Annotated in this window: 12 protein-coding genes and 1 pseudogene; 9 read left to right on the forward strand and 4 right to left on the reverse strand. The window is 72.3% G+C overall.

The window, feature by feature from the left end:
- Positions 1-4: 4 nt before the first annotated feature.
- The gene (locus ACP7TJ_RS17270) at positions 5-277 is read right to left on the reverse strand and encodes a hypothetical protein (protein ID WP_093764493.1); all 273 of its coding nucleotides are present in this window, start codon (positions 275-277) and stop codon (positions 5-7) included.
- Positions 278-344: 67 nt separating this feature from the next.
- Positions 345-797, reverse strand: coding sequence for a hypothetical protein (locus ACP7TJ_RS17275; RefSeq protein ID WP_367548974.1), 453 nt, complete (start codon positions 795-797; stop codon positions 345-347).
- Between the two features lie 261 nt (positions 798-1,058).
- Between ACP7TJ_RS17275 and ACP7TJ_RS17280 the strand changes: the two genes are divergently transcribed.
- The 7 genes from ACP7TJ_RS17280 (at position 1,059) to ACP7TJ_RS17310 (ending at position 7,839) form a co-directional block, all read left to right on the forward strand.
- Positions 1,059-1,295: a Scr1 family TA system antitoxin-like transcriptional regulator gene (locus ACP7TJ_RS17280; protein ID WP_266547834.1), complete on the forward strand. Its 237-nt coding sequence runs from the start codon at positions 1,059-1,061 to the stop codon at positions 1,293-1,295.
- 227 nt (positions 1,296-1,522) lie between these two features.
- A complete protein-coding gene (locus tag ACP7TJ_RS17285) occupies positions 1,523-2,497 on the forward strand; it encodes a hypothetical protein (RefSeq protein ID WP_427763736.1) in 975 nt (324 codons plus the stop codon).
- The gene (locus ACP7TJ_RS17290; RefSeq protein ID WP_427763738.1) at positions 2,482-2,739 is read left to right on the forward strand and encodes a Uma2 family endonuclease; all 258 of its coding nucleotides are present in this window, start codon (positions 2,482-2,484) and stop codon (positions 2,737-2,739) included. Before ACP7TJ_RS17285 ends, ACP7TJ_RS17290 begins: the two co-directional genes overlap by 16 nt.
- 196 nt (positions 2,740-2,935) lie before the next feature.
- Positions 2,936-4,213: an aspartate kinase gene (locus tag ACP7TJ_RS17295; RefSeq protein ID WP_093764498.1), complete on the forward strand. Its 1,278-nt coding sequence runs from the start codon at positions 2,936-2,938 to the stop codon at positions 4,211-4,213.
- A complete protein-coding gene (locus ACP7TJ_RS17300) occupies positions 4,213-5,295 on the forward strand; it encodes an aspartate-semialdehyde dehydrogenase (RefSeq protein WP_376725358.1) in 1,083 nt (360 codons plus the stop codon). The genes ACP7TJ_RS17295 and ACP7TJ_RS17300 overlap by 1 nt, the downstream gene beginning before the upstream one ends.
- A 544-nt stretch (positions 5,296-5,839) precedes the next feature.
- On the forward strand, positions 5,840-6,415 hold the full coding sequence (locus tag ACP7TJ_RS17305) for a SigE family RNA polymerase sigma factor (RefSeq protein WP_093764500.1): 576 nt from the start codon (positions 5,840-5,842) through the stop codon (positions 6,413-6,415).
- On the forward strand, positions 6,412-7,839 hold the full coding sequence (locus ACP7TJ_RS17310) for a hypothetical protein (RefSeq protein WP_380883124.1): 1,428 nt from the start codon (positions 6,412-6,414) through the stop codon (positions 7,837-7,839). The genes ACP7TJ_RS17305 and ACP7TJ_RS17310 overlap by 4 nt, the downstream gene beginning before the upstream one ends.
- On the opposite strand, the gene ACP7TJ_RS17315 is transcribed toward ACP7TJ_RS17310, so the two are convergent.
- A complete protein-coding gene (locus ACP7TJ_RS17315; protein ID WP_387792174.1) occupies positions 7,806-8,648 on the reverse strand; it encodes an SURF1 family protein in 843 nt (280 codons plus the stop codon). The genes ACP7TJ_RS17310 and ACP7TJ_RS17315 overlap by 34 nt on opposite strands.
- A gap of 180 nt (positions 8,649-8,828) precedes the next feature.
- Between ACP7TJ_RS17315 and ACP7TJ_RS17320 the strand changes: the two genes are divergently transcribed.
- Positions 8,829-10,676: a S9 family peptidase gene (locus ACP7TJ_RS17320; RefSeq protein ID WP_093764502.1), complete on the forward strand. Its 1,848-nt coding sequence runs from the start codon at positions 8,829-8,831 to the stop codon at positions 10,674-10,676.
- A gap of 81 nt (positions 10,677-10,757) precedes the next feature.
- Here ACP7TJ_RS17320 and ACP7TJ_RS17325 read toward each other — a convergent pair whose 3' ends face one another.
- Positions 10,758-12,644, reverse strand: a complete 1,887-nt coding sequence (locus tag ACP7TJ_RS17325; RefSeq protein ID WP_093764662.1) for an NAD-binding protein — start codon at positions 12,642-12,644, stop codon at positions 10,758-10,760.
- 240 nt (positions 12,645-12,884) lie between these two features.
- On the opposite strand from ACP7TJ_RS17325, the pseudogene ACP7TJ_RS17330 reads away from it, so the two are divergent.
- A pseudogene (locus ACP7TJ_RS17330) lies at positions 12,885-13,037 on the forward strand (TetR/AcrR family transcriptional regulator); the annotation flags it as partial.
- Between the last annotated feature and the right edge of the window lie 240 nt (positions 13,038-13,277).

The raw sequence follows: 13,277 nt of genomic DNA on the forward strand, positions 1-13,277 counted from the left end.
CGGCTCAGGACCAGGGGAAGCCCTCGTTGATGCCGAACAGCACCGTCATCAGCGCCATCAGCGCCAGCGGGACGACGACGAACGCCGCCTCCGGACGTTCGCGCCGGAGCGCCTGCCAGCCGAGGGCGACGGCGGGGCCGGACAGTCCCCCGGCCATCAGCACCCAGCCTGCTTCGGCGCTGCCCACGACGTTGAACGCGACGAACGCCGCGAGGACGAACAGCGCGGGGGAGGCCCACAGGTGCCTCAGCGCCCGCGGGGCTTCGGAGTTGGCCATCGGTGTGTTCCCTTCCGCGGTACGGGGCGGCGCGTCGGCGCGCCGCCCCGCGTGACGTTCCGGTCCCTCAGACGAGGCTGCGGATGTACGTGTACAGCTGGTACTGGGCCTCGGCGCCGGCGGCGACCCAGGCGATGCGGACCGGGTGGTACCAGGGCAGGCCGTCCATGTACGAGCGGAACTTGCCCCAGTTGCCCTTGGCGGTCTTGACCGCGCCGCTGTAGATCTTGCCGCCGTGCTTCTTCAGCAGGTTGTACAGGGCCTTGGCGGCGCCGCCGACGGCACCTCGCGCCTGGACGTCGGTGGCCGTGCCGGCCGCCACGGCACGCAGCGACGTGGTGTCCTGCGCCTTCAGCTCGGCCGACACGGCCGGGTCGGCGAGCAGGGCGCGGGCCTGGGCCGCGGTCAGCGTTGCCTCCGACGAGGCCGCCGGACGGGCCGGAGCGGCGGCCTCGGCCGCCTGCGCCAGGGTCGCGCCGGCCCCGACGGAGACGGCCGCCACGGCCGAAACAGCGGCCAAAAGGGCGACCTGGACTGGCGTGGAAACCGAAATGGTCCCCCCGCGGACTTCTTCCCCCGATTAACTCTCTCGCCTCAACTGGGCTGGTCAGGCCCGGTTTTCGACGCGGCAGGAACATAACACGGTGGATGATCATCTCGCCACTGGCCATTTTCGTTCGCCCGCTCGCGAAGCCCACATGTGATTCGATTTTGAATTCAACGACCCCGGTACGGGGAATTCGCGCGGATCGGTGAATCCCCTTGTCCCGGTCAGGCAGCGGTGCCCGGCGGTCTACACCAAAATCTGGAGCAGCTCCAGCCGTTGCTGGAGGTGTCCCGGCTGCGCAACGTGGTGTTGCAGGTCCTGCCGTTCGAGCAGGCGTTCAGTGACGCGTCGAGGGGCCCCATGGTGCTGGTGGAGGGCCGTGACTCCAAGGCCGCCCCCTCGGGCCCCGAACTCCGTATCGCCACCCCCGCCTGGGCGGCGGTCGTTTCCGCAGTTCGGCCCGAAGCTTGAGCCTCGGGAATCGAGCTCTTCCCTTGGGTCTTCCGGTCTGGTTGAAATACCCAAGGTTCGCAGCAAACGACCAGCAAATGAGTCGGCCCCGGCGGTGCGCCAACACCAATCCGGGGCCTGACCTACGGATCGAAGACAGAGGTTCGACCGTGGCTTACGCCCACCCTAGTCCCGCCCTGCCGTCCCCGTCCCACCCCATGGCCACAACGGGGTACGGAAAGCGCCCCGTGGGTGACGAAGACCCGCACGCGGACGCGGACTTCGCACACCTGCTCCCGCGTGACGCCGAAGTCGCCGTCTTCATCGACCACCTCGACACCGGCCACGCGATGGGCCACAAGGTGCTCGCGGCCGAGCACCCCCGCTACGGCCAGCAGGCGATGCGCACCTCGCTGACCCGGATCACCGAGGCCGGCCACCTGCGCTGGATCAGGGAGCACATCACCGTCGAGGACAACACCATGCGGTGGGTCACGCGCACGTACTGGTCGCGTACCCGCAGGTCACCGGAGTGGTGGGCGCAGTTCGCGCGGGAGCGCCACGGCATGGACGTGACCCGGGACCACCAGCCGGGCCTCGCCCGGGTCGCGGAGCAGCCTCCCGCCGAGCAGCCCGCCGTACCGGATGCGCCCGAGCCCGCGCCCGAGCCCGAGCCGGAGAGCGCCGCGTACCGCGCTCTCGCGAGCCTGCGTACCGCCGACGCCCGTATGGCGCTCCCCGAGGGCGACTGTCGTTCCCTCGAAGCGCTTGCCGAGGAGTGGCTGTCCCGTGGGGCGACCCCCAGGGACATCACCCGAGCCCTGACCGAAGGGCTCCCGCCCACTGTCAGCAACCCGGGCGGACTCGCCCGACGACGACTGGAGTCGAAGATGCCTCCGCAGAAGAAGGAACCGCGCGCGAAGGTGACCCGCGTGATCATGGCCTGCGCCACCTGTGACCAGGACGAACGCACGGTGAAGATCGACCGGGGCATCTGCGAGGACTGCCGCAGGGAGAACGAGGCCAATCCGGTGTCCGACGAGGACATCGTCAAGGGCTTCGAGGAGATCGCCCACCTGGGCACCGCGTCGGCGTACTTCCTCCGGAAGAAGCTGGAGCGGAGCACGGGAGGCCCCGTGCCCGACACGTTCCGCCCGGTGCCCATCGAGGACCGCGTCTTCTACCACTACCGCGACAACCTGTACTCATGGTCGTGGAAGTGACGTCGCACGACTCCGACACGGACCGGCGCGACCGGGTCGAGAAGCCCGGTGGCTACGCCGCCGCCGGCATTCCCGTCTATCTGCTCATCGACCGTGACGACTGCTCGGTCGTCGTGTTCAACCAGCCGGAGGGCGGGCGTTACCGGCACCAGGAGAAGCTGCCCTTCGGAGCGTCCGTGAAGCTTCCCGATCCCGTGAACGTCACCCTCGACACGGAGCCCCTCAAGGATCTTGTCGACTGAGGGCGCGTGTGACGCGGGGCACTTTTCCGAGTGGTCCGCGTCGGGATGGGCATGAGCCCCCCTGCGAGAGCGCCGGGGAGTCTCACCATGCGGTACCCCGGAGGGGATTTTCGGACGCTCGATAGACTGAACCGACCGTGGCGCACACATATGTGTGCGAACCGTGGGACAACGACGGACTGAGCGAGGAGCGCACGTGGGCCTTGTCGTGCAGAAGTACGGAGGCTCCTCCGTAGCCGATGCCGAAGGCATCAAGCGCGTCGCCAAGAGGATCGTGGAAGCCAAGAAGAACGGCCACCAGGTGGTCGCCGTGGTTTCCGCGATGGGCGACACGACGGACGAGCTGATCGATCTCGCCGAGCAGGTTTCCCCGATCCCTGCCGGCCGCGAGCTCGACATGCTGCTGACCGCCGGAGAGCGGATCTCCATGGCCCTGCTGGCCATGGCGATCAAGAACCTGGGCCACAACGCCCAGAGCTTCACCGGCAGCCAGGCAGGTGTCATCACCGACTCGGTCCACAACAAAGCCCGCATCATCGATGTCACACCGGGCCGGATCAAGGCCTCGGTGGACGAGGGCAACATCGCCATCGTCGCCGGGTTCCAGGGCGTCAGCCAGGACACCAAGGACATCACCACGCTCGGCCGCGGCGGCTCCGACACCACCGCCGTCGCCCTCGCCGCGGCGCTCGACGCCGAGGTGTGCGAGATCTACACGGACGTCGACGGCGTGTTCACCGCCGACCCCCGCGTGGTGACGAAGGCCAGGAAGATCGACTGGATCTCGTTCGAGGACATGCTCGAACTGGCCGCCTCCGGTTCCAAGGTGCTGCTCCACCGCTGCGTGGAGTACGCCCGCCGGTACAACATCCCGATCCACGTCCGCTCGTCCTTCAGCGGACTGCAGGGCACGTGGGTCAGCAGCGAGCCGATCGAGCAAGGGGACAAGCAGGTGGAGCAGGCTCTCATCTCCGGTGTCGCACACGACACCTCCGAGGCCAAGATCACGGTCGTCGGCGTGCCCGACAAGCCCGGCGAGGCCGCGTCGATCTTCCGCACCATCGCGGACGCCGAGATCAACATCGACATGGTCGTGCAGAACGTGTCCGCCGCCTCCACCGGTCTGACGGACATCTCCTTCACCCTGCCGAAGGCCGAGGGCCGCAAGGCCATCGACGCCCTGGAGAAGAACAAGGGCGCCATCGGCTTCGACTCCCTGCGCTACGACGACCAGATCGGCAAGATCTCCCTGGTCGGCGCGGGCATGAAGACCAACCCCGGGGTCACCGCCGACTTCTTCACCGCGCTCAGCGACGCCGGTGTGAACATCGAGCTGATCTCGACCTCCGAGATCCGCATCTCGGTCGTCACCCGCAAGGACGACGTGCCGGAGGCCGTGCGCGCCGTGCACACCGCCTTCGGACTGGACTCCGACAGCGACGAGGCCGTGGTCTACGGAGGCACCGGCCGCTGATGACCGGGACCGCAGGACCCGGACGTTCCGGGCGGCCGACGCTCGCGGTCGTGGGGGCGACCGGGGCCGTCGGCACGGTCCTGCTCCAGATCCTGTCCCAGCGCGCGGACATCTGGGGCGAGATCAGGCTCATCGCCTCCCCGCGCTCGGCCGGCCGCAAGCTGGCCGTGCGCGGCGAGGAGGTCGAGGTGGTGGCGCTCACCGAGGACGCCTTCGACGGGGTCGACGTCGCCATGTTCGACGTGCCCGACGAGGTCTCCGCCGCGTGGGCGCCCGTCGCCGCCGCGCGCGGCGCGGTCGTCGTCGACAACTCCGGCGCCTTCCGCATGGACCCGGACGTGCCGCTGGTCGTCCCGGAGGTCAACCCGCACGCGGTACGCAACCGCCCGCGCGGCATCGTCGCCAACCCCAACTGCACCACCCTGACGATGATCGTCGCGCTGGGCGCGCTGCACGCCGAGTTCGGCCTGCGCGAGCTGGTCGTCTCGTCGTACCAGGCGGTCAGCGGCGCCGGCCAGGCCGGCGTGCGGACACTGCGCGAGCAGCTCTCCCTGGTCGCCGGCACGGAGCTGGGCACGAACCCCGGCGACGTACGGCGGGCCGTGGGGGACAACACCGGGCCCTTCCCCGAGCCGGTCGCGCTGAACGTCGTGCCGTGGGCCGGCTCGCTGCGCGAGGACGGCTGGTCGTCCGAGGAGATGAAGGTACGGGACGAGTCCCGCAAGATCCTCGGCCTGCCCGCCCTCCCGGTCGCCGTCACCTGCGTCCGCGTCCCCGTGGTCACCGTGCACTCCCTCACCGTGCACGCCCGCTTCGAGGGCGAGGTCACCGTCGACAAGGCACGCGAGATCCTCGCGACCGCCCCCGGCGTCGTCCTCTTCGACAACCCGGCCGCCGGGGAGTTCCCGACGCCCGCCGACGTCGTCGGCACCGACCCCACCTGGGTCGGCCGGGTGCGCCGGGCCCTGGACGACCCCACGGCGCTGGAGCTGTTCGTGTGCGGGGACAACCTGCGCAAGGGCGCCGCGCTCAACACCGCGCAGATCGCCGAGCTGGTGGCGGCGGAGCGCAAGGCCGCCTGACGCGAGGCGGGCGCCCCGGTCCTGCCGGGTGACCTGGTGGCGGACGTAAAAGGTCTGGATCACAGAGGATTAATTTGTAGGATCTGTGAGGGACTTGTGGCTCGGACCGGTCGGCCCGAGCCACTTGAACATGCAACTTCCTGGGCCGAGGATTGCAGACGAGGATTCACCTCCCCGCCAGCCGCAACCGAGCGGAGGGCGGGGAGCGTCTTTGCGGTCACCCTTATCCGGGACGTGGGGACGCTGCTTCCCAGACGTGGGGACGTCTGGAGCCGGGCGCGGGGACGTCCGTTCATATGAAACACAGGGGAAGAGCGGGACGCATGAGGGCATTCGATGCGCTGTCGGTGGTGCTGCCTGACGCGGGTGGGCGGTGGACGGTACCGGACGGCGCAGACGTGACGCCCGGCACGTACAACCCTTACGGGGGGAAGCGTGTCCAACTGGCGTGGCAGAGGTACTCGACTTCACAGCGCCCCGTGGCACGGCGTTCCGGCCGCCTCGCGGCACGCTCCGGCCCCGCGTGGCCGGTGCGTCCGGTGGCATGCCGGTGATCGCGCCCATGCCCGCAGCGCGCCCCGCCCGCATCCCCGGTCAGCGTGACGGCGCCGACGAGACGGTGGCGGCCGGCACCACGGTCGACCACCTCACCGAGACCTACCGCGCGCACTACCGCTCGCTGCTGGGACTCGCGGCGCTGCTCCTCGACGACACGGCCTCCTGCGAGGACGTCGTCCAGGAGGCGTTCATCCGCGTCCACTCCGCCCGCAAACGCGTCCGCGACCCGGAGAAGACCCTGGCCTATCTGCGCCAGACGGTCGTCAACCTGTCCCGTTCCGCGCTGCGCCGCCGCATCCTCGGCCTGAAGCTGCTGTCCAAGCCCATGCCCGACATGGCGAGCGCGGAGGAGGGCGCGTACGACCAGCTCGAACGCGACTCCCTCATCAAGGCGATGAAGGGCCTTCAGCGCCGTCAGCGCGAGGTGCTGGTGCTGCGCTACTTCGCCGACATGACGGAGGCCCAGGTCGCCGAGACGCTCGGCATCTCGCTCGGCTCGGTCAAGGCGTACGGCTCACGCGGCATCGCCGCGCTGCGGCTGGCCATGGAGGCGTCGGCATGATCGACGGCCAGGACGCGCGGGACCCGCGCCCCGAGGAACGCGAGCCGGAGGGCTCGCGGGCCTCCTCCGGCGGCGCGGCGGACGCCGCGACGGGCGGCCCGGAGGGCTCGGACAGCCGTACGGCCGACGCCGGCGAGGACTCCGGCGACGGCCGGCACGAGGACGGCCGGCCACCGGCCGGACCGGGACGGACCGCGCACGCGGCGGGGGAGGACCCCGCGCCGGAGCCGCAGACCGAGGACGGACCGAAGCCCGCACCGGAGCCGGAGCCGGTCGCCGCGGACCGCGGGGGCGTGCCCGAGGGGGACGGGCTCGCACGGCTGCGCGCGCTCGTGACACCGCACGGGCAGAACCCGACACACACGCACGCTGGGAACGGAACTGTGAACGACGGCCGGGACGAACAGAGCCTCGAAGGGCTCGACTCGGACGAGCTGCAACTGCGCACCCTGCTGCACCAGGCCGTCCAGGACGTGGAGCCGAGCGACGGCACCCTGGACTACCTGCGCCGGGCGGTCCCCGCCCGCCGTGCGCGCAAACGCCAGGCACTCGTCGGCGCGGCCGCGGCCGCGCTCCTCCTCGGCACGGCCGTCCCCGCGCTGGTCCACGTCTCCACCACCTCCGGCTCGGACGCCCACCCGTCCGCCGTCGGCCACGCCTCGCAGGCCCAGGGCGGCACCGGACAGGGCAAGGACCCCGGCAGCGGCGAGACCACCGCCGGCGGCGCCTCCGACGAGGTCGGCGACGACGAGAAGGACCCCGCGAAGGAGGGCGACAAGGCCGGCGCGAGCACCGGCGCGAGCACGGGCGCCTCCGAGGGCGGCGACCCCTCGGCCGGCACCACGGCGGACGCCCCGGCCTGCACCGCAGGGCAGCTCGGCCCGGCCACCGCGAGCAGCGCCGCCCCCGACTCGGCGGGCGCGGTCTACGGCTCCTTCCAGGTCACCAACGTCTCCGGCGAGGCATGCGTCGTCGAGGGCGCCGGAACCGTGAATGCGACCCCCCAGGGCGCGGCGGACGCGGCGAAGATCGGGACGGCCCGGCATGTCGCGGGCGACGCGGCGGCCGCCCTGCCCGACCCGTCGCTGGAGGCGGCGACGGTGGTCCTCGAGCCGGGCGAGGCGTACGAGGTGCAGTTCGCCTGGGTGCCCTCGGAGACCTGTCCGGTCCCCGGCGACACCGCGGGCGGCGGCACCGGCGGCCCCTCGGCGGACCCGACCCCGACCGGCGAGCCGACGAACTCGACCGACGCGTCCATGGGCACCGGCACGACGACGCAGCTGCTGCGCCAGGACGGCGGGACCGAGGGCAGCGTGACGGTGACCTACACGGCGGCCACCGGCTCCGGCGCGGCCACCGCGACGGTCGGCAACGCCTGCGCCGGGACGGTCTACTGGACGGGGCTGCTCACGCCGGACGCCTGACGCGCGACGCCGTCACCGTCGGCGGCGTCTGCGGTGTCCGCGGTGTCCGCGGCGGGCCCCAGGCCCAGCTCCGCGTCCCGCGCGAGTTCCACCTCGCGGCGGAACAGCCGGAACCACATGAAGATCACGAAGCCGACGAAGGCGAACCACTCGGCGGTGTAGCCGAGGTTCTGGAACGCCTTCAGGTCGAGGCCGGTGCCGCCCGGCGCGGACGCCGGGACCGCGCGCATGCCCGAGTCGCCGCGGTTCAGCGTGACCCAGGCGTCGTAGACGTCGTACGGGACGAGGTTGATCAGGGAGGCCGCGCTGATCGCGGCGGTCTGGCCCTCCGGGAGGCCGCTGCGGGCGCTGACGCCGTTGCTGCCGGGGGTCTCGGAGGCCTGGAGCGCTCCGGTGACGGTGACCTCGCCGGCGGGCGGCGCGGGCGCCTTCGCCGGGTCGGGCTCGCCGGGCAGCCAGCCGCGTACGACGGGCAGGGCGCGGCCGGTGCCGGTGCGCAGCAGGGTCAGGACGTAGTAGCCGTCCTTGTCGTCCAGCGTGCGGCCGGGGACCAGGAGCTGGGTGTCGTACCGGCCGGTCGCGGTGGCCTGCTTGCCGGAGGTGGCCTTGGTCACGGGCAGCAGGTCGTCCAGCGGCCGGGGCTTGTCCTTCTTGGCGTCGGCGACCTGCGCCTCCGCCTCGCGGTGGTTGTCCACCCGGTCCTCGAACCGGCCCAGCTGCCAGGACCCCATGAACACGCAGAAGGGGATCGAGAGCAGCAGGAAGACGTTGATCGCCCACCAGCGGGGGGTCAGCAGAAACCGGTACACGCCCTCAACGGTACGGGCCCGCGGAGGGTTCCCGTCCCGCGGGGTCACGTCCTCCGCGGCCCGCGCCGGGCTCTCGGTCGTCACCTCGTGTGAAGGGTCAGGTGGAAGTTCCGGAGGAAGTTGTCCACAGGCTGGGGACCGAGGACGCGCGATGCCCGTCCGGACGGGCAGTATGGGGTCATGACTGAGAGCAACGGGTCCGACGCGCCGGACCGGGCGGACCACCAGACCGAGCGAGTGCAGCAGACCGGGGAGATGCCGGACTGGGAGAAGCGCTTCCGCGCGCCCCGGGTGTCCCTTCCCGACTGGGCGGAGGACGCCCCCGACCGTTCCCTGTTCGTGTCGAACGCGACAGGGACGTACGAGCTGTACGCCTGGGACCGGGCGACCGGTGAGCAGCGCCAGGTGACGGAGCGGCCGAACGGCACGACGGACGGGGTGCTCTCGCCGGACGGCGAGTGGATCTGGTGGTTCGACGACAAGGACGGCGACGAGTTCGGCGTCTGGCGCCGGCAGCGGTTCTCCGGCGGCGAGGACGAGCTGGCCGCCCCGGGCCTGGACCCCTCGTACCCGGCGGGCCTCGCGCTGGGCCGCGACGGCAGCACGGCGGTCGTCGGCCGCTCCACCGACGAGGACGGTACGACGATCCACCTGGTGCGCACGGGCGAGGCGCCGGTGGAGCTGTACCGGCACCGCGAGTCGGCGGGCGTCGGCGACCTCTCCTACGACGGCTCGCTGATCGCCGTGGAGCACACGGAGCACGGGGACGCGATGCACTCCGCGCTGCGCGTGATGCGCCCCGACGGCACGACGGTCGCCGAGCTGGACGACACCCGCGGCGGCACCGAGGAACTGGGCCTGGAGGTGCTGGGCTTCGCGCCCGTGGCGGGCGACACCCGGCTGCTCGTCGGCCACCAGCGGCGCGGTCGCTGGGAGCCGATGGTGTGGGACGTGGCGACGGGCGAGCAGACCGACCTGGAGCTGGACCTGCCCGGCGACGTGAGCGCCGAGTGGTACCCGGACGGCAGCGCCCTGCTCATCGCGCACGGCTTCGAGGCCCGCGGCGAGCTGTTCCGCTACGACCTCGCCGGGCGCCGGCTGGAGAAGATCCCCACGCCGCGCGGCGCGGTCTCCGGTGCGACGGCCCGGCCCGACGGCAGCGTGGAGTACCTGTGGTCGTCGGCCGCGCAGCCGCCGGTGGTCCGCTCCACGACCGGCGGTGTGGTCCTGGACCCGCCCGGCATGAAGTCGCCCGGGTCGGTGCCGGTGGAGGACGTGTGGGTGGAGGGCCCGGGCGGCCGCATCCACGCGCTCGTGCAGAAGCCGGCCGGCGCGACCGGCCCCCTGCCGACCGTCTTCGACATCCACGGCGGCCCGACGTGGCACGACAGCGACTCCTTCGCGGCGGGCCCGGCCGCCTGGGTCGACCACGGCTACGCGGTGGTCCGCGTCAACTACCGCGGCTCCACCGGGTACGGCCGCGCCTGGACGGACGCCCTGAAGCACCGCGTGGGCCTGATCGAGCTGGAGGACATCGCGGCGGTCCGCGAGTGGGCCATCTCCTCCGGACTGGCGGACCCCGGCCGGCTGATCCTCACCGGCGGCTCCTGGGGCGGCTATCTGACGCTGCTGGGCCTCGGCACGCAGCCGGACCACTGGGCGCTGGGCATCGCGGCGGTCCCGGTCGCCGACTACGTCACGGCGTACCACGACGAGATGGAAGCGCTGAAGGCCATGGACCGCACCCTGCTGGGCGGCACGCCCGAGGAGGTCCCCGAGCGCTTCGAGGCGTCGTCCCCGATCACCTACGTCGACCAGGTGAAGGCCCCGGTCTACATCTCGGCGGGGGTGAACGACCCGCGCTGCCCGATCCAGCAGATCGAGAACTACGTGAAGCGGCTGGAGTCGCGTCACGCGGTCCACGAGGTCTACCGCTACGACGCGGGCCACGGCTCGCTGGTGGTCGACGAGCGGATCAAGCAGATCCGTCTGGAGCTCGACTTCGCGGCGCGGCACCTGCCGGCCTGACGGGCGCGATCGCGCGCGCCGGGGGAGAGCCGGGCTCAGCCCTCGGCGCGCGGCGGCCCCGGCAGGGGGAAGGGGCCGCGATCACCGTGAACTGCGCGTCCGCCGCCCCAGCAGCTCCGCCAGCCCCCGGCGGGTCGCCGCCAGGACCACCCGGTCGCCGGCGCGCAGGACGTACGTGTCCGGCAGGTCCCACACCAGACCGGAGCCCGGCGCTTCGCCCCGCGCGTCGGCGCCCCGGGCGGCCGTGTCCAGGGCCAGCACCCGCCAGGCCCCCGGCCGGAACGCCTCCGCGACCGTGCGCCCCTCCAGCTGTGGATGCCCGTTGACGACGAACGCCGCGAACAGCAGCACCCGCCGCTCCACGGGGATCGCGCCCAGGATCTGGCGCCCCATCATCGCCCCGGCGAAGGCGGGCGCGGCCAGATGGGACACGGACCGGCTCCGGGTCAGCGCGGCCGGGTGCGCGGTGCGCAGCGTCCGGTACACGGCCTTGGCGAAGTCGTCGTCGTACAGCCGCAGCACCGCCCGCAGGTCGGGGCGTACCGACCGGGCGTAGAGGACGGCCTCCAGGTTGGTGGTGTCGACGCTGGTCAGCGCGAGCAGCGCGTCCGCGCGGTGGATCTTCGCCGACTCCAGGACGCCCTCCTGGGTGACGTCCCCGACCACGACCGGTACGCGTAACCGCCGGGCGACGGCCATGCCCCGCGCCTCCGGGTCGGCCTCGACGCACACCACGGGGATGTGCAGTTCACGCAGCCGGGTCAGCACCCGGGTGCCGATCTTGCCGAGCCCCAGCAGCACCACGTGCCCGCTCAGTCCGCGCGGCGGTCTCCGCAGCGCGGACGCGGTGCGGAAGGTGCCCAGCGCCTCCAGCACCGCGGCCAGCAGCACCGGCAGCAGCAGCAACCCGACCAGCCCGGACAGCAGTTGCAGCACCTGCTGCCCGGTCGGCGCGCCGAGCGCGGGCTCGTTGATGGCGAACAGGTCGAGCAGCGTGATGTAGATGGCGTGCAGCGGGTGGTCGTCGGTCACCACGATCAGCGCCACCGCGAGCGCGACCACCGCGGCCACCAGCCCCGCCAGCGACCAGCGCAGCCGCGCCGAGAACAGCGAGGCGAACGGCATCACCCCGGCGCGCCGGGCCGGCAGCGGGGGACCGGAGTACGACACCTGCTCCAGCACCACCGTGCCACGCCCGGTCGCCGCCGCCACCGCCTCCGCGTCCGGGAGCAGCCGAGGCCCGTCGCCGCTGTCCTCCGAACCCTCCGCGCCCGCGGGGTCGTTGCTGGTCGCGGACAGCAGCGCCAGTGTGCACAGTCCCGGGTCGGCCACCTCGCCGGGCCGCGGCGGCCGGCGCTCCACCGCCCGCAGCAGCAGCCCCTCCGCGTCGACGACCTTGCTGGTGCCGACGAGGGCGGTGGCGACCAGCGCGGGCGCGGTCGTGTCGGCGTCGGACAGCACGGTGGTGGTGATGTCGGCGCCATGGCCCGCGTGACCTCCGTGGCCGCCACGGCCCGCGGCGGCGGCCAGTTCGGCGGCCTGGTCGAGCAGCTCCTCGATGTGCTGGCCGAGCCGCCGGTTGTAGAGCCGCAGGACGAGGCGCAGCCGGGGGTTGAGTCGGCGGGCGGTGAGTGCGGCGCGGATGTTGGTCTCGTCGTCGTCGTACACCAGGGCGAGCGCGGCGGCCCGGTCCACGCCCGCGTCGGCGAGCACGGCCTCGGTGGGGTCGGCGGCCTCCATCACCCGCTCGTCGGGGACCAGGGTGTCGTCGGAGTCGCCGGTGCCGCGGTTGACGGCGGTCACCATCCGGCCGAACAGCGCCGCGGAGGCGGCCCGGGCCCGGCCGGCCATCGGCTGGGGCGGGGTGCGCCTCGCGGGCGGCACCACGAGCACCACCTGTTCCCGGTACACGCCGCGCAGTTCGGCGGCGAGGCGGTGCGCCAGTCCGTCGTCGCCGCACACCACCATGTGGGCGGACGGATCGCTGGGCGGGGCGGGGTTGGGCAGGAGGCTCACCACAGGGCAGAAGACTGCCTGATCATGGCCCGTGGTTCCAGGGCGCACGACGAGCATGACGTGCGCACGCCTGGGATGGACGCCGTACACCGGGGTGTCCGGTACATGCGAGACACGTGGGAGAGGGGTGGCGGTGATGCCCGGTCAGGCCGGAGCGGTCCGTCGGCCCGCACGCCCTTGAGCAGACAGCGGGTGCTGTCCGCCGCCGTCACCCTCGCGGACGAGGGCGGGGCCGACGCGCCGAACTAGGACGAGCTGCTCGACGGAATGATCGACACCGTCGTCGGGGAGATCGACCCGCCGGTCGAGGGCGCGGACTGGAGGACCACCGTCCGGCTGCGGGTGCGCGCTCGGCAAGACGGTCCTCGTCGTGCGGTGACCCGGGGCGCGCCCGCGTGCGGCGGCGCGCGTAGCCTGGACGCCGTACGCGCTGTCAGGTGTTTTACCCACCTCGTACGTGTATGCGACATACACGAAATTTGTCGTACGGTAAACTTTACCTCGCCTTGGCGCTCTGTTGAGCTGCCGAACGCTCAGTCCGCGGGAAGCGGACCCGGATGCGAGGGGGGACGTGACATGAATCGA

Origin of the sequence: Streptomyces sp. DSM 41931 (genome assembly GCF_050271085.1) — a bacterium.
Taxonomy (GTDB): domain Bacteria; phylum Actinomycetota; class Actinomycetes; order Streptomycetales; family Streptomycetaceae; genus Streptomyces; species Streptomyces albogriseolus.